The sequence below is a fragment of the Bifidobacterium moraviense genome (assembly GCF_012932365.1).
In the GTDB taxonomy this organism is placed as follows: domain Bacteria; phylum Actinomycetota; class Actinomycetes; order Actinomycetales; family Bifidobacteriaceae; genus Bifidobacterium; species Bifidobacterium moraviense.
Map to the genome: position 1 here is coordinate 149,115 of NZ_JAAIIH010000002.1, position 17,193 is coordinate 166,307.

13 protein-coding genes are annotated in these 17,193 nt (G+C 66.4%); 6 read left to right on the plus strand and 7 right to left on the minus strand.

Annotation, left to right across the window (positions count from 1 at the left end; translation table 11 throughout):
* Window positions 1-46: 46 nt before the first annotated feature.
* The 4 genes from G1C96_RS03895 to G1C96_RS03910 form a co-directional block, all read right to left on the minus strand.
* Window positions 47-961, minus strand: a complete 915-nt coding sequence (locus tag G1C96_RS03895) for a carbohydrate ABC transporter permease (RefSeq protein ID WP_169275343.1) — start codon at window positions 959-961, stop codon at window positions 47-49.
* Window position 962: 1 nt separating this feature from the next.
* Window positions 963-1,913, minus strand: a complete 951-nt coding sequence (locus tag G1C96_RS03900) for a carbohydrate ABC transporter permease (protein ID WP_169275344.1) — start codon at window positions 1,911-1,913, stop codon at window positions 963-965.
* Between the two features lie 161 nt (window positions 1,914-2,074).
* Complete coding sequence (locus tag G1C96_RS03905; RefSeq protein ID WP_169275345.1) at window positions 2,075-3,436, minus strand: ABC transporter substrate-binding protein; 1,362 nt, start codon at window positions 3,434-3,436, stop codon at window positions 2,075-2,077.
* 392 nt (window positions 3,437-3,828) lie between these two features.
* Complete coding sequence (locus G1C96_RS03910; protein ID WP_169275346.1) at window positions 3,829-4,929, minus strand: LacI family DNA-binding transcriptional regulator; 1,101 nt, start codon at window positions 4,927-4,929, stop codon at window positions 3,829-3,831.
* 149 nt (window positions 4,930-5,078) lie between these two features.
* Here G1C96_RS03910 and uxaC point away from each other — a divergent pair, with 149 nt between their 5' ends.
* From uxaC to G1C96_RS03940, 6 genes are all read left to right on the plus strand, one after another.
* Window positions 5,079-6,500, plus strand: coding sequence for a glucuronate isomerase (gene uxaC, locus G1C96_RS03915; protein WP_205832031.1), 1,422 nt, complete (start codon window positions 5,079-5,081; stop codon window positions 6,498-6,500).
* Window positions 6,501-6,567: 67 nt separating this feature from the next.
* On the plus strand, window positions 6,568-8,205 hold the full coding sequence (locus G1C96_RS03920) for a mannitol dehydrogenase family protein (protein WP_169275348.1): 1,638 nt from the start codon (window positions 6,568-6,570) through the stop codon (window positions 8,203-8,205).
* Between the two features lie 102 nt (window positions 8,206-8,307).
* Complete coding sequence (gene uxuA, locus G1C96_RS03925; protein WP_169275349.1) at window positions 8,308-9,438, plus strand: mannonate dehydratase; 1,131 nt, start codon at window positions 8,308-8,310, stop codon at window positions 9,436-9,438.
* A gap of 221 nt (window positions 9,439-9,659) precedes the next feature.
* A complete protein-coding gene (locus G1C96_RS03930) occupies window positions 9,660-10,649 on the plus strand; it encodes a sugar kinase (RefSeq protein ID WP_169275350.1) in 990 nt (329 codons plus the stop codon).
* Window positions 10,650-10,697: 48 nt separating this feature from the next.
* Complete coding sequence (gene eda, locus G1C96_RS03935) at window positions 10,698-11,363, plus strand: bifunctional 4-hydroxy-2-oxoglutarate aldolase/2-dehydro-3-deoxy-phosphogluconate aldolase (RefSeq protein ID WP_169275351.1); 666 nt, start codon at window positions 10,698-10,700, stop codon at window positions 11,361-11,363.
* A gap of 284 nt (window positions 11,364-11,647) precedes the next feature.
* Window positions 11,648-12,826 carry a substrate-binding domain-containing protein gene (locus G1C96_RS03940; RefSeq protein WP_169275352.1) on the plus strand — a complete coding sequence of 393 codons (1,179 nt, stop codon included), beginning with the start codon at window positions 11,648-11,650 and terminating at the stop codon, window positions 12,824-12,826.
* 76 nt (window positions 12,827-12,902) lie between these two features.
* Here G1C96_RS03940 and mtnN read toward each other — a convergent pair whose 3' ends face one another.
* From mtnN to G1C96_RS03955, 3 genes are all read right to left on the minus strand, one after another.
* Window positions 12,903-13,613 carry a 5'-methylthioadenosine/S-adenosylhomocysteine nucleosidase gene (gene mtnN, locus G1C96_RS03945; RefSeq protein ID WP_169275353.1) on the minus strand — a complete coding sequence of 237 codons (711 nt, stop codon included), beginning with the start codon at window positions 13,611-13,613 and terminating at the stop codon, window positions 12,903-12,905.
* A gap of 47 nt (window positions 13,614-13,660) precedes the next feature.
* Window positions 13,661-14,893, minus strand: a complete 1,233-nt coding sequence (locus G1C96_RS03950; protein WP_169275354.1) for a 3-deoxy-7-phosphoheptulonate synthase — start codon at window positions 14,891-14,893, stop codon at window positions 13,661-13,663.
* Window positions 14,894-14,992: 99 nt separating this feature from the next.
* Window positions 14,993-16,129, minus strand: coding sequence for a 3-deoxy-7-phosphoheptulonate synthase (locus tag G1C96_RS03955; RefSeq protein WP_169275355.1), 1,137 nt, complete (start codon window positions 16,127-16,129; stop codon window positions 14,993-14,995).
* Window positions 16,130-17,193: the final 1,064 nt, after the last annotated feature.

Consider the following 17,193-nt stretch of genomic DNA (forward strand, 5'->3'; position numbering starts at 1 on the left):
TCCGCGGAATCCCGAGGGGATCCGAGCGGGATCCCGGGCAGGAGACTCAGCCCTTCATGCCGGAGGTCGCGATGCCTTCGACGAACTGCTTCTGGCCGATGAGGAACACCACGAGGATCGGGAGCACCGAAAGCACGGAGCCGGTCATGATCATGGCGTAGTCGGCGGAGTACTGACCGATGAAGGTCTTGAGACCGAGCTGGATGGTCCAGAGCTGGTTCTTGCGCAGGTAGATCAACGGGCCCATGTAGTCGTTCCACGTGTTGGTGAACGTGATGATGGCCAGAGCCGCGATGGACGGACCGGACAGCGGCAGCACGATGCGGCGGTAGATGCCCCACTCCGAGAGGCCGTCGAGGCGCGCGGCCTCGGACAGCTCGTCCGGAATGGTGTCGTAGAACTGCTTCATCATGAACACGCCGAACGCGCCGAACGCCTGGAGCAGGATGATGGACCAGCGGGTGTTGGCGATGCCCATGGCCGCCAGCATCTTGTACTGCGGGACCATGTAGGACTGCCACGGGACGGCCATGGTGGCGATGTAGATGAGGAACAGCACGTTGCGGCCGGCGAACTTGATCTTGGAGAAGCCGTAGGCGGCGAACGAGCCGGTGAACACCTGCAGGAACGTCACGCAGATGGCGAAGAAGATGGTGTTTCCGGTCCACAGGCCCATCTCGGCCTTGGTCCAGATGGTCAGGTAGTTCTCCCAGTGCCACACGGACGGGAACCACTGGATCGGGACCATGTAGACTTCGTTGTTCGGCTTGACGGCCGAGAGGAACATCCACACGAACGGCAGGACCATGAAGATGGCCAGCGCGATCATGCACACGTAGCCCACGACGGTGCCCACGATCCTCAGCGGGCTGACGGGCTGCTTGTTGAACGGGATGTCGGCGGAGGGAGAGCCAGCGCCCTTCACGGCGACGGGGGACGGGGTTGCGGTAACGCTCGTCATCTCACTTCTCCTTAGCGTTGTTGTAGACGAACTGGATGATCGTCACGATCATGCACAGGAAGAACAGCACCAGGGACACGGCACCGGAGTAGCCGAAGTTGCCCTGCTGGAAGGCCTGCTGGTAGACGTACTGGGCGAGCACGTAGGTGGAGTCGCCGGGGCCGCCGTTCGTCATGACGAGGGTGAGGTCGAGGATCTTGAAGGAGCCGATGGTCAGCGTGACCATGACGAAGAACAGCGTCGGACGCATGCACGGGACGGTGATCTTCCAGAAGCGCTGCCAGCCGTTGGCGCCATCCACCTCGGCGGCTTCGTAGAGCTCGTGCGGGATGGTCTGGAGGCCTGCGAGCAGCAGGATCATGAAGTAGCCCACCTCACGCCAGGTGGCGACGATGATCACGGCGGGCATGGCCCACTCGGTGGTGGACAGCCAGCCCGGGGCCCAGCCGTCCTCGCCGCCGGTGAACAGGCGGATGAACTGGTTGATGACGCCGGCGTTCGGGTCGAACAGCATGCTCCAGACCTGGGCTGCGGCGACGATCGAGGTGATGTAGGGGAAGAAGGCGATGGTACGGAAGAACGCCTTGCCCTTGAGCTTCGAGTTGAGGATGACGGCGAGACCGAACGCGATGACGAGCGTCAGCGGGATGTGCACCAGCGCGTAGTAGATGGTCTGCCAGAACGAGTGCTTGAACGTGTCGTCGCCGAGCAGTCGGGTCCAGTTCTCCAGACCGTTGAACTTCGGCATGCCGAACGCGCTCCACTTCGAGAACGCGATGTAGAACAGCGACAGCACCGGTCCGAGAACCAGGAACAGGAAGCCGATGAAGTTCGGCGCGATGAACAGCAGACCGTTGCGCAGGTTACGGCGCCCGATCGCGTTCGTCGTGAGTTCACCGCCCTTCGGCTTCTTGGCCGGTGAGGCCACCGGCTTGCTTGCCACTTCAGTCATTGGAATCTCCTCCTAAGCCTTTCCTAATGATGAATTTTTGGAGCTTGTGCGGTCCCCTCCGCGCGGGAGGGGGATTTTTGGCAATAGAAAAGCGGGCCGTAGATTCTGGTTGGTAACCCACGACCCGCTTCTCATTCAGTCGTCGCTGGTAGCGCGGGTGCTTACTTCAGCGCGGCGATGTCGGCGTTCGCCTTGGCGATGGCGTCGTCCACGGAGCCGGTCTTGGTCATGATGGTGGAGTTCATGATCTTGAGAGCGGCCTGGATGTCGTTGGTCTTCTTGTCGACGTAGTTCTCAGGACGGGTGTCGTGCTCCTGCCAGGCCTTCTTGGACTGATCGTCGTTGGCCATGCCGTCGACGCCGAAGTAGGTGCTCACGACGGAGTCGGAGAAGTAGGCCGGGGTGGTGGCGATGGCGGCCAGAGCCTTGGCGCCGCCCTCACCGGAGGCCCACTGCACGAACTCCTTGGCCGCGGCGAGCTTGTCGCCCGTGGCGGCGCCGGAGATGGCGAGGCCGGTCGGATCGGCGAAGGTGATCGGCTTGCCGTCGTCGCTCTTCACGGTGGAGGACTGCGGGATCGGAGCCATGCCCCACTCGAACTTGTTGGCGTCACCGGACTTCTGCTGGGAGACCAGGGTGGCGGCGTACCAGGTGCCCATCGGCAGCATGGCGGCCTTCTCGGTGCCGAACTGGGCCTGGTACTGGACCTTGTTGGACGTGGAGGTGTTGTAGTCCACGGTCAGGCCTTCGTCCTGGGCCTTGAGGAACACGTTGTTGTACATGTCCTTCATGTAGCTGTAGTCGCCGGAGAGGAAGTTCTTCTTGGCGCCGTCAACGGTGGCCGCGGACTGGCCGGTGGTGAAGGACTGGAAGACGGACTGCCAGTTGTGGTGGTAGGTCGGGAAGACGGAGTTGGCGTCGTAGCCGGCGGCGGGCAGCTTCTGCTTGAGCTCCTCGGCGGCCTTCATGTAGTCGTCCCAGGTCCAGGTGCCGTCCGGGATGGCCACGCCGGCCTTCTCGAACATGGTCTTGTTGTAGAACAGGACCCAGGAATCCTGGCGGTACGGCAGGGCGTAGTACTTGCCGTCGATGTTGTACTGGGAGATGTCGATGTTCTTGTCGCTCTTGTAGGCGTCGGCCACGGAGGTCAGATCGGCCAGACCGCCGTTGGAGTCGATGGCGTAGGAGTAGTACTTCTGGAGGTTCTTGATCGGGAAGACTTCGGGGGCGGTGCCGCCGGAGAGATCGGTGGTCAGCTGGGTGTCGTAGTCATCCGCGGAGTACTCGTGGATATTGACCGTGACGTTCGGGTGCTCCTTGTTGAAGGCGTCGACCAGAGTCTGGAACTCCGGGGTGGACTTCAGCGACCAGCCGGCGAAGCTGATCTCGACCTTGGTGTCGGCGTTCAGGGACGCGGAGGCGACCGCCTCAGCGTCGTTGCCGGAGCCGCCGCCGCAGGCGGCGAGGGCCATGGCTGCAACGGAAGCGATGGCTGCTGCCTGAACAGTGCGCGTGTACTTCATGGTGTTCCTTTCTTCCTTCCTAGCATCTTTGCTAAGACCAAAGCTGATCGCTACTACGCGTTCCGCCTTGTTCTTGATTAGAACTATAGCCCACTGGATTGATCACTTCTGATTGTTGCCACCATTTGCCTTGGAGATTTCTTGGAGCCGGCGGCGCGAAACCGGTGCCATCGTTGTAATCCCAGTGTTTTCAACGATTCATGCCCTCGGGTGATACTCAGGACGTTTTAAGCATTTGCAATCACTCCAAACGCCCGAAATGCTCAGAACCGTTCATTTGCAAGCATTTCAGCAGCGTGTCGCAAGATGATCGTTGTTGCGCGCCCATGATCGCGGCATGCGGCGCCCGACGCGGCGGCATCGAGAGAGACGGCGGCGCGGAGAGGCGCCAGCTAGCGCGAGACCTGCGCCGTGCTGGCACGCACCACGAACGTGGAGTCCACCACCAGCGGACGCATGCCCTCGTGCGCCTTGATGCGGCGCAGGCGCCCCACCAGCTCGTCCACCGCCGCCGCGGCCGTCTCCCGGCGCGGCATGCGCACGCTGGTGAGCGCCGGCGTGACCAGCGAGCTGACCGGGATGTCGTCGATGCCCACCACCGAGACCTGCCCCGGCACCGAGACGTGCTGGGCGCGCAGCGCCGCGATGAAGCCGATCGCGATCATGTCGTTGAACGCCACCACCGCCGTGGTGGGGTTCCTCAGGAACGCCTCGGCGCAGCGGTAGCCGCCGGCGAACGACGGGGAGTCGGACGGGATGCGGCGCAGCCTGATGCCGTGCACCGAGCACAGCGCCGTCATGATGCGCCAGCGCGTGCCCTCCTGCCAGCTCGACTGCGGACCGGATATATAGGTGATGTCCGCGTGCCCCAGCTGCACGAGATGGCTGACCGCCTCCTCGAGACCGGTCTGCACGTTGCCGATGATCGACTTGACGCCGCGGATCGAACGGTTAAGCACGATGACCGGCTTGGTCTCCGCCAGCTTGCGGATGGCCGAATCGGAACGGCGCGACGAGCCGAGGATGATGCCGTCCACGTGTGGACGTGCCAGCTCCACCGCGTTCTTCTCGATGGCGCCGGTCTCCTCCGAATCGATGACGAGCAGGCCGTAGCCCAGCTCGAGGCAGCGATGCTGCGCGGCCTTGACGTAGTCGGCGAAGATCGGGTTGGCGAGGTCGGAGACGACGATGGCGATCTGGTCCGTGAGCCCGCCGGCGGGGTCGTACGACGAGATGGCGTCCACGCGGTAGCCGAGCCGGTCGGACACCTCGCGGATCCGCCGCGCGGTCTCCGCGCTCACGCGCCCCGGACGCGCGAACGCGCGCGACACCGTGGACGGGGAGACGCCCACCTCGCGGGCGACGTCGCGGATGGTCACGCGGCGGCGATCCTCGCTCCCGGCACGCTCCTCGCCGTCCGTCATGGCACTCCCCTCCGCGCGCCGCCCGTCGCCGGCCCGCTGTCCGTCGTCCGCGCACCGCTCGTCGCGCATGCGCATCCATCGCATATACATATATATAAGGTGCACGCACGTCCGCCGCGCACCGTGGTTCTGCACCATTCTATGCCTCCGCGGCCGATCCGCCGTCAAAACGTGGCAACGCCGGGCAGTCCCCGATGCAACAACAGATAATGGGATCTATGAATCAACCAACGAAGTATGATCTCAATCCCGACCGCCTCCTTCCCCCGGATCCCACCGAACGCGCCATCGCCCGCGACCTGTACGAGGCCGTCAGGGATCTGCCGATCATCTCGCCGCACGGCCATGTGCCGGTGGAATGGTTCCACGACAAGGACTACCACTTCTCCGATCCGACGAGCCTGTTCATCACGCCGGACCACTACGTCACCCGCGTCATGCACGCGCAGGGCGTGGCGCTCAAGGACCTGGGCGTCAACCAGAAGGACTTCACCCCCGAGCAGGCGCGCAACGCCTTCCTGATCTGGGGCAGGAATTGGGGCGCGTACGCCGGCACCCCGATGCGCTACTGGTTCGAGGACTCGCTGCAGAACGTCTTCGACATCCACGAGAAGTTCGGCGAGGACACCGCCGGCCACATCTACGACGAGCTCAACGACCTGCTCAAGCAGCCGGAGTTCTCCACCCGCGAGCTGGTGAAGAAGTTCAACATCGGCTTCATCTCCACCACCGACGACACGCTGGACGACCTGCACCTGCACGATGAGACCAACGCCGACCCGGACTTCCCGGCGCGCCTGGCCCCGGCCTTCCGCCCCGACGTCTACCTCGAGCCGCTCACCCCCGGCTGGGCCGAGCTCGTGGGCAAGCTGGGCGACGTGGCCGGCGTGGACACCTCCACGTACGACGGCTTCACCGCCGCGATGAAGAGCCGCCGCCTGCACTTCAAGCAGCACGGCGCCGTGCTCTCCGACCACTCCCACGCCGACGTGCGCACCGACCGCCTGTCCGACGCCGAGGTCAACAAGCTGTATGCCGAGGCGCTGGCCGGCACCATCTCCGCCGAGGACGCCGTGCGCCTGCGCCGCCACCTGTTCTCCGACCAGGTCATCATGGCTCAGGAGGACGGTCTGGTGATGACCGTGCATCCGCACGTGCACCGCTCGTACGACCCCGCCAACCTCGCCGAGTACGGCAAGGACACCGGCGGCGACGTGCCCGCCAAGGCCGAGTTCACCGTGGACCTCAAGAACCTGCTCAACACCTACGGCAACGACCCGAACTTCCACTTCGTGGCCTTCACCATGGACGAGACGGTCTACGCCCGCGAGCTCGCCCCGCTGGCCGGCTTCTACCCGAGCCTGTACATCGGCGCCCCGTGGTGGTTCATCGACGCCCCCGAGCCGATCCTGCGCTACTACGCCGAGGTGGTGCCGAACGCCGGCTTCACCAAGCTGTCCGGCTTCATCGACGACACGCGCGCGCTGTGCTCGATCCCGGCCCGCCACGACACCAACCGCCGCCTGACCGCCCGCTACGTGGCCGGACTCGTGGCCGACCACCGCCTGACCCTCGACGAGGGCCGCCAGATCGTGGTCGACTCCGTCGTGGCCCAGCCCACCAAGGTCTTCAAGCTGTAGGCCGCGGACAGCGCCACCACAAGGATTTACGGGATTTCAAGGATTCCCAAGAAAGGAAACACACACCATGGTTCTTCATCTCACCGATGACCTGAACGCAACCAAGGACGAGTGGGCCAAGGCCGGCGTCGCCCTGCCGAAGTTCGACACCGCCGCCGTGCGCGCCCACACCGCCGAGCACCCCTACTGGGTGCACTTCGGCGCCGGCAACCTGTTCCGCGCCGTGCACGCCGCCATCGCCCAGGACCTCATCGAGGCCGGCGAGACCGAGTCCGGCGTGGTCGTGGCCGAGACCTTCGATCCGGACATCGTGACCGAGGCCTACAAGCCGTTCGACGACCGCTGCCTGCAGGTGGTGCTCAAGTCCGACGGCTCCGTGGACAACCGCCTCATCGCCTCCGTTGCCGCCGCCTACGGCGTGCGCAACCACGAGGACGAGGACTGGAAGGGTCTGGTCGGCGTGTTCCGCAACCCGGAGCTCCAGTTCGCCACCGTCACCATCACCGAGAAGGGCTACGCCCTGACCGACGCCGCCGGCGACATCCTGCCGTGGATCGAGCCCGAGGTGGAGGGCGGCCCGGACACGGCCGTGTCCGCGATGGGCGCGATCACCGCCCTGCTGCTGGAGCGCTTCAAGGCCGGCGCCTACCCGATCGCCATGGTCTCCACCGACAACTTCTCGCAGAACGGCGACCGCTTCGGCGCCTCCATCAGGAAGTTCGCCGAGCTGTGGAAGGACAAGGGCTTCGTGGGTCAGGACTTCGTCGACTACCTCAACGACGAGTCCAAGGTCACGTTCCCGCTGTCCATGATCGACCGCATCACCCCGAACCCGGCCGAGTCCGTCTCCGAGCTGCTGGCCAAGGCCGGCTTCGGCGACACGCAGATCATCCACACCGCCAAGCGCACCAACGTCGCCCCGTTCGCCAACACCGAGGAGACCTGGTACCTGGTCATCGAGGACAAGTTCCCGAACGGCCGCCCGGCGCTGGAGAAGGCTGGCGTGTACGTGGCCGACCGCGAGACCGTGAACGACGCCGACGAGATGAAGGTCACCACCTGCCTCAACCCGCTGCACACCGCGCTGGCCACGTTCGGCATGCTGCTCGGCTACCCGTCGATGAGCGAGACCATCGGCGACCCGGACCTCAAGAAGCTCGTGGAGCGCCTCGGCTACGTCGAGGGCCTGCCCGTGGTGACCGATCCGAAGATCTTCTCCCCCAAGGAGTTCCTGCGCCAGGTCATCGAGGTGCGCGTGCCGAACCCGAACATTCCGGACACCCCGGCCCGCATCTCCACCGACACCTCGCAGAAGATCCCGATCCGCTACGGCGTGATCATCAAGAAGTACCTCGAGGATCCGTCCAAGGACATCGACACCCTCGTGGCCATCCCGCTGGTCATCGCCGGCTGGCTGCGCCTGCTGCTCGGCGAGAACGGCGTGGCCACCAACGACAAGGGCGAGCAGGTGGCCCTGAGCCCCGACCCGCGCCTGGAGGACCTGCAGGCCAAGCTCGCCACGCTCAAGCTCGGCGGCGACCTCACCAAGGCCGACGACGTCATCAGGCCGATCCTCGCGGACGCCACGATCTTCGGCACCGACCTCAACGCCACCCCGCTGGCCGCCAAGGTGCTGGACTACTTCAGGCAGTTCGCCGCCGGCACCGGCACCGTGCACGCCGTGGTCGAGCAGGCGCTCGCCTGATCCCAAGCCGTCTCCATGCGGCCATGCGCCCCGACGCCTCACCGATGCGCCGGGGCGCATAATGGAAACTGTCAGCAATCAATTCGAAGGAGAACAACCACCATGCATATGGGATTCCGCTGGTACGGCGAGGGCAACGACACCATCTCGCTGGACGACATCCGCCAGATCCCCGGCGTCGAGACGATCGTGTGGTCCCTGCACCACAAGCAGGCCGGCGAGCTGTGGGAGCCGGAGGAGATCGAGGCCGAGATGAAGAAGATCACCGGCCTTTCCGAGGACGACCGCAAGCGCGGCGTCACCAAGACGTTCAACGCCGACGTGGTCGAGTCCGTCAACGTGCACGAGTCCATCAAGACCGGCAAGACCATGCTGGGCATGAGCCGCGACGAGGCGCTCGACAACTACATCAAGACCATCGAGAACCTCGGCAAGGCCGGCGTCAAGGTCGTCACCTACAACTTCATGCCGGTGTTCGACTGGCTGCGCACCGACATGTTCCACCCGTCCCCGGACGGCTCCACGGCCCTGTACTACGATGCGCACAAGGTGGCCAAGCTCACCGACCCGCAGGCCCTGATCGACGAGACGCTCAACGGCGCCGGCGACCTGACCATGCCGGGCTGGGAGCCGGAGCGTCTGGCCCACCTGCCCGAGTTCATCGAGGCCTACAAGGGCATCGACCACGACAAGTACTACGAGAACTACAAGGTCTTCCTCGACGCCGTGATCCCCACCTGCGAGAAGTACGACGTCAAGCTGGCCGTGCACCCGGACGACCCGGCCTTCGACCTGTTCGGCTGGCCGCGCGTGGTCTCCTCCAAGGAGGGCATCCAGCGCGTGCTCGACCTCAACCCCTCGCCGTACAACGGCCTGTGCCTGTGCCTGGGCTCCTTCAGCTCCCGCCGCGGCAACGACCCGGTGGACGCCGTCAAGACGTTCATGGACCGCATCCACTTCAGCCACGTGCGCAACATCAAGTTCTACGACGAGGCCGGCTCCTTCTCCGAGGTGGGCCACCGCGCCTGCGAGGGCGACGTGGACACCGTGGGCATCATGAAGGCCTACGCCGAGGCCGACTACCAGGGCTACATCCGCCCGGACCACGGCCGTCACCTGTGGAACGAGAACACGCCGGAGCACAAGCCGCGTCCGGGCTACGGCCTGTACGACCGCGCGCTGGGCATCCAGTACCTGCTGGGCGTGTGGGACTCCTTCAAGTATGCCAAGTGAGCCGCTCGGGCGCACTGACCGTCTGATCGTCTGACGAATCGGGTCCGATCCATATGGGTCGGGCCCGATTGTCGTATGCGCCCGGCGGGGCGCCGCGCCGACCGTGGCCCGGATCACATCGGACGCACGGCATTTGCGGGCAACAAGCGACCGTTCGGGCGTGCGGTGCGCTAGGCTGGGAGGTGCATAGGAGCACCAAAGCTACAAGGGAGTTCTGCAACATGACGACTACCGCCGATTTCACGGTCGAAGGCATTCGGCCCGGCAAGGTCCTGCTCGTCGGTGAGGCCATGGCGCTGTTCACCGCCATGGAGGAGGGCGATCTGGGTGCCGTGGATACGTTCAACGCATCCGTCGCCGGCGCCGAGCTCAACGTCTGCGTCGGACTGGCCCGTCTCGGCCAGAAGCCGGTGTACATGACCAAGCTCGCCCCGGATCCGTTCGGCGACCGCATCCGCGCGTTCATGGAGCGCAACGCGATCGACACCTCGCTGGTCACCGTGGACGCCGGCCGCCCCACCGGCTTCATGATGAAGTCCAAGGTCTCGCACGGCGATCCGAAGACGTACTACTGGCGCAAGGGTTCCGCCGCCTCCACGATGGGCCCCGACGACGTGGACGCCGTCGACTTCTCCGACATCTCCGTCGTGCACCTGACCGGCATCCTGCCCCCGCTGAGCGAGACCACGCTGGCCGCCGCGCACGAGCTGGTCCGCCGCGCCCGCGAGAACGGCGCGTTCGTCTCCTTCGATCCGAACCTGCGCCCCGCCATCTGGCCGAGCCTCGACCTGATGCGCGACACGCTGCGCACGCTGGCCTCGCAGGCCGATCTGGTGCTGCCCGGCATCGGCGAGGGCCGTGAGCTGTTCGGCGCCGAGACCATCGAGGACACCGCACAGGCGTTCATCGACAACGGCGCCAGGTACGCGGTGGTCAAGGACGGTCCCAAGGGCGCCTACGCCACCGACGGCACGAACAGCGTGTACGTGCCCGGCTTCGTGGTGGACACCGTGGTGGACACCGTGGGCGCGGGCGACGGCTTCGCGGCCGGCACCCTCTCCGCGCTGCTCGAGGGCAAGTCCGTGGCCGAGGCCATGGAGCGCGGCTGCGCGCTGGGCGCCATCCAGACCCAGTTCGTCTCCGACAACGAGGGCCTGCCCACGCCGAGCGAGCTCGAGGCGTTCAAGGCCTCGCACCACCGCGCCGACTGAGCGCATCGCATCCATCTGTCCAACAACCAACCAAGAAAGAAGATCGACATGGCAGTTACGAAGAGCGAAGAGCTTCTCCCCTACCTCGAGCAGCTGGGCGTCGTCCCGCTGGTGACGCTGCACTCGCTGGACGAGGCCGTCCCGCTGGCGCAGGCCCTGGAGGAGGGCGGCGTGCCGGTGGCCGAGGTCACCTTCCGTTCCCCCTACTGCATCGAGGGCATGAAGAAGATCGCCGCCGAGGTCCCGGGCGTCACGCTCGTGGCCGGCACCGTGCACACGCTGGATCAGGCCAAGGCCTCCATCGACGCCGGCGCCAAGGGTCTGGTCACCCCGGCGTTCACCGAAGAGATCGTGGACTGGGCGCTGGAGAACAACGTCCCGATCCTGCCCGGCACCGCCGTGCCGTCCGACGTGGACAAGGCGTACCAGCGCGGCATGCGCTACGTGAAGTTCTTCCCGGCCGAGGCCTACGGCGGCGTGAAGACCCTGAAGGCCCTCAACGGCCCGTTCGCCGAGATGAAGTTCCTGCCCACCGGCGGCGTGAGCCTGAAGAACGCGGCCGACTACATCAGCCTGAAGAACGTGTTCGCCATCGGCGGCTCGTTCCCGGTGCCGTCCGCCGCGCAGAAGGTGGGCGACTGGGCCGCCGTCGCGCAGGCCTGCAAGGATTCCCGCGCGATCGTCGAGCCGATCATCGCCTCCAAGAAGGCCTGAGTCCGGCTTTCCGGCTTCCTGCGGACGGGGCCGCGGTTCCCGCGCATTGCATATGCGGTGCGCGGGGGCCGCGGCCCCGTTCCTCGTATCCGATGGCACGCCATCGCCGATGCAACGTTGCATCATACAATCAGAATCACTCAGGAACGATCAGACGAACCGTTTCGACACGCCGATAAACATCCACTACTGATCATTTAGGGACGGAATCGGATATAATCGCAACGAAATGCACGTCGAAACGATCAGCACCGCACGCTGATCGCACGCAAGGAAGCGAAGAGATGACCGAGAACACCGCCGATCAGGGCAAGCGCGATTTCCTGCCCGCCGAACGCCAGGACATGATCCTGAGCCTGCTCACGAGACAGAGCGTCGTGACGGTGGCCGAACTCGCCGAACTCCTCAACACCACGGACATCACCGTGCGCCGCGACCTGACCACGCTGGCCGACGCCGGCCTGCTCAAGCGCATCCGCGGCGGCGCGATGTCACTCTCCGGCACCACCACGCGCAAGGACGGCTCCCCCGCCGCGCTCGTCGGCGTCCCCTCGCCGCTCGCCGCCCCGGGACTCGACGACCTCAACGACATGCCGCTGCCCGCGGGGCTCGACGACCGCAACAACCAGCCGGTCATCGGCGTGATGATGCCGGAACCCAGCTTCTTCTGGCCCAACGTCATCGAGTCGATCCGCAACGCCGCGAACGAGCTCGGCGCGCGCATCGTCTCGCGCGAAAGCTCCTACGACAAGATCGACGAAACCGAGATCCTCGACTGGCTCGCGCAGGAACGCTCGCTGTGCGGCATGATCGTCTCCCCGTCCGGACGTCCCGGCGTGTGCGAGCGCACCTGGGAGTGGATCGAGGGTGCCCCGGTGCCGGTGGTGGTCGCGGAGCGCGACCAGCCGGTGCTCGGCACCTGCTACGTCGACTCGGTGCGCACCAACCACCACTACGGCGTGCGCAAGGCCGCCGTCCACTTCCTCGAGCGCGGCCACACGCGCATCGGCGCCGCGTTCTCGGACACGCCCACGTCGCAGGTCATCGAGAACGGCTGGAAGCACATCCTCAACGACTCCGACCGCATCGTCTGCCCGTTCATCGAGGACGGCATCCAGCCCTACGACACCTCCGGCGTGGACGGCATCGTGGACAAGATCATCGCCTCCGGCGTGACCGCCATGCTGGTGCACTCCGACTACCTCGCCATCGCGATCGCGCAGGTGCTGGAACGCCGCGGCAAGCGCGTGCCGGACGACGTCTCGCTGATCTCCATCGACGGCTTCGCCACCCCGAGCTCGCGCCCGCTGACCGTGCTGCGCTCCAACGCCAAGGACCTCGGCGAGGTGTGCGTGCGCACGCTCATGCAGCGCATCGCCGACCCGGACTCCGCCACCAAGCACATCTTCGTGGACCCGACGCTCGTGGACCGCGGCTCGGTGGTCGACCTCAACGCGCGCTGAGGCGCATCGGAAACGACGCGAGGGGGCATCCGGTTTCGCTGCCGGATGCCCCCTCGCGTTCGTCGCGGCGGTACGCTCAGCCGAGCCGCGCGACCATGTCCACCACGAGGCGCGCGGCGGTGTTGGCGTACTCGGAGATGTCGAACGTGGCGAACACCTCGTAGTCGGTGTCCGCGTTGTCGCTCAGCGCGCGGATCACCAGCGCGGGCACGCCGTTGCGCGCCGCCACGTGCGCCACCGCGGCGCCCTCCATCTCCACGGCGTCGGCGCCGGTGCGCACCACCACCTCGTTCACCTTCTCGGGGGTGTCCACGAAGTAGTTGCCGGACGCGATGATGCCGGTGATGTGGTGGATGCCCGCCTCGGCAAGCGCCTCGTCCGCCACCTGCAGCAGATGCGGGTCGGAGTGGAACTCCTCCACGGGCGCATCCTCGGTGCCGGGCGTCCACTGGCCCACCAGACGCATGTCGGTGTCCAGATAGCGCAGCGTGCCGCCGAGCACCACGTCGTTGATGTGCAGGTCCCTGTTGAGGTTGCCGGCGATGCCGGAGAAGATGATGGCGTCCGGGGCGTAGGCGTCGATGAGGTGCTGCGCGGTGGCGGCGGCGTTCACCAGGCCCATGCCGCCCACGGTGGCGGCGACCCGGATCTCGGCACCGTCGCGGCCGGTGAGCGTGCCGACGGAGACGTCCAGGCTGGCGGCGCGGTCGTGCGAGACGTTCCGGAGCGACTTGGCGATGAGCGCGACTTCCTCGGTGAGCGCGCCGATGACGGCGATGGTGGTCATGTGGTTCCTTTCGTGACGATTTTCGGGGACGGCAGGATTGGCGCGGCTCAGTTCCAGCGGCGCGCGGAGACGGCGTCGGCGAGCTCGTGCAGCAGGCGTTCGGTCTCGTCCCAGCCGATGCACTTGTCCGTGATCGACTTGCCGTAGACCAGCTGGTCCAGCGGGGCGGCTGGCTGGTTGCCGGATTCGATGAAGCTCTCCATCATGATGCCGGTGATGCCCCGCTCGCCCTGCGCGATGCGGCCGGCGATGTTGCGCACCACCTCGGCCTGACGACGCTCGTCCTTGCCGGAGTTGCCGTGCGAGCAGTCGACGATGAGCCCGTGCGCGGCGGCGGAATCCGCGGGCATCATCGCGCGCACGTCCTCCATGGCCTTGGCAACGGACGCGGCGTCGTAGTTCGGGCCGTGGATCGACCCGCGCAGCACCACGTGGCAGTCCGGGTTGCCGAGCGTCTCCACGGCGCAGGCGCGGCCCAGATGGTCGATGCCGAAGAACGTGTGCTGCTGCGCGGAGGCGTAGCAGCCGTTGACCGCGGCCTTCACGGAGCCGTCCGTGGCGTTCTTGAAGCCGATTGGCATCGACATGCCGCTGGCCAGCTGGCGGTGCACCTGCGACTCGGTGTTACGCGCGCCGATCGCGCCCCAGCTCACCGCGTCGGCGATGAACTGCGGGCTGGTGGGCTCCAGGAACTCGGTGGCGGCGGCCAGACCCTCGCCCAGCACGCCGAGCAGCGTCCTGCGCGCGAGCAGCAGGCCCTTGCGGATGTTGTGCGAGCCGTCGATGTCCGGATCGTTGATCAGGCCCTTCCAGCCCACGGTGGTGCGCGGCTTCTCGAAGTACACGCGCATCACGACGAGCAGCTCGCCCTCGACCTCCTTCATCACCTTGGCGAGACGATGCGCGTAGTCGAGCGCGGCGGCCGGATCGTGCACCGAACACGGGCCCACGATCACCAGCAGACGGTCGTCCTGCCCGTACAGGCAGGCGCGGATCTCGTCGCGCGAGTAGGCGACGATCTCCTGTGCGGCGGCGTCGAGCGGCAGCTCGGCCAGCACCTGCGCCGGCGTGGGCAGCGGCTCGAGCTCGAGGATCCGCCGGTTCACGATGCGACTGACGCCCACCTGGTCCTCCCAGCGCGGCACGTCGGTGGCCGTGAGCGGGTTCTTGCCCTCGTCCATGGCCTGACGGATGGCGCGGAGCTCCTCCGGCGTGTTCAACGGCTGGGGGCCGACGCGCAACGGCTGCGCGTCGTCGCCCATGTTCTTCTGCTGCTGCATGCAAACTCCTTGGGACGCAATCTTCCCCAAGGATAGGTGACGCCACGGATAGGCGGCACCGCCGCCGGACGCGGGAACGGACGACGGCTACTGCGACGGCTACTGCAGCGCGCGGCGGGCGTCCACGGCGTCGGCGAGCGTGTGCAGCAGCTCGTTGGTGCGGTCCCACGGCACGCACGCGTCCGTGATGGACTTGCCGTAGACCAGCTGGTCGAGCGGCGCGGGCTTCTGGTTGCCGGCCTCGATGAAGCTCTCCATCATGATGCCGGTGATGCCCTGTTCGCCCTTGGCGAGACGCGCGGCGATCTCCTCCACCACCTCGGCCTCGCGCACCTCGTCCTTGCCGCAGTTGCCGTGCGCGGCGTCGATCACCAGACCGTGGTCGCTCGGGCCGGACGCCTTGGACGCCTTGAGCGCCGACAGCGCCTCGCGCACCGATTCGGCGTCGTAGTTGGGGCCGTGCGAGGAGCCGCGCAGCACCAGATGGCAGTCCGGGTTGCCCTTGGTCTCGGCGGCGATCACGCGGCCGTCGAGGTTGATGGACAGGAAGTGATGCTCGAACGCGGCGGTGTAGCAGGAGTCGGCGGCGGGCTTGATCGAGCCGTCCGTGGCGTTCTTGAAGCCCACCGGCATGGACAGGCCGCTGGCCAGCTCGCGGTGCACCTGGCTCTCCGTGTTGCGCGCTCCGATGGCGCCCCAGCTGATCGCGTCGCAGATGTACTGCGGGGTGATCGGGTCGAGCCATTCGGTGGCGATCGGGACGCCCTCGTCGAGCACGTCGGACAGCACCTTGCGCGCCTGCCACATGCCCTTGCGGATGTTGAACGTGCCGTCCAGATCGGGGTCGTTGATCAGGCCCTTCCAGCCGATCGTGGTGCGCGGCTTCTCGAAGTACACGCGCATCACGATGACGAGGCGGTCGTACAGTTCGGCGCTCACCTCGGCAAGGCGGTGCGCGTAGTCCTTGGCGGCCTTCGGATCGTGGATCGAGCACGGGCCGACGATGACCAGCAGACGGTCGTCGCGTCCGTTGAGCACGTCGCGGATCTCCTGACGGGACCTGAGCACCAGATCGATCTGCCTGTCGCTCAGCGGCAGCTCCCTGATGAACGCCCGCGGCGCGGGAATCGGGTCCAGCTGACGGATGTTGATGTCCACCGTCTCCGGAAACACGCCCTGCGCCCCCAGGCGACGCTGCTCGTCAACGGAGCTGTCGGGGCCGCGAAGGTCTGCCATGGTCTCTTCTCCTCAGTCACGTCACACGAAATACCGGGCCCAGTGTAGTGGCGTCGGCGATGACGTGCCGCGCGGTGATTGCATGGTGGGCGGGCGCGATGCGCGCGGATCGGCGATGGACGCGGGACAGGTGGAATCCGGGACGGAGCGAAATCGGGGCAAGGCGGACGGATCCGGGGCGAGGCGGACGGCTCCCGGGGGCGAGGCGGACGGATCCTGGGTAAGAGGACCTGGACCGCGAACAATACGGGCTGAAAAGGACGAAATCCGGGATTCTAAGCGCCGAACCCCCGCAAAAGCGTCCGTTTCGCACTCGGAATTCCGGATTTCGTCCATTTGAGCCCGTGATTTGGGGAGATGGCGCCATGCGGCGGAGGGCGATGATGCTCTCGGCGATACTTGGCCACCGAAGATATCTGCCCACCGAAGATACCGAGCCATCAGGGTACTGGGCCATCGGGGTACTGGGCCATCGGCGATATCCGTCCAAAGCCCTCCGGACCCCGCAAATATGGGTTCGCCCCCTTACGGGGGCGAGAGTCAATGCCGCCTTCGGCATACCGGGCGACCTGCCGGCCACCCGCCGGGCCTACGGACAGCCCACAGGGCTATCCGCGTCACGACCCGCCGCCTCAGGGGCGCTCGCCTCAGGCAAAGCCGGCCTATCGGCCGGGAAGGCGGGAAAACGGTCCACAGGACCGTTTTCCGTTTCCGCCTTCTCGCGTATTGGCCGACGCGCCCTGCGGGCGCTACTTGGCCAATGCCCTCCGGGCCCCGCAAGCATGGACTCGCCCCTGCGGGGGGGGCGAGACTCAATGCTGCCTTCGGCATACCGGGCGACCTGCCGGCCACCCGCCGGGCCTACGGACAGCCCACAGGGCTATCCGCGTCACGACCCGCCGCCTCAGGGGCGCTCGCCTCAGGCAAAGCCGGCCTGTCGGCCGGGAAGGCGGGAAAACGGTCCACAGGACCGTTTTCCGTTTCCGCCTTCTCGCGTATTGGCCGACGCGCCCTGCGGGCGCTACTTGGCCAATGCCCTCCGGGCCCCGCAAGCATGGACTCGC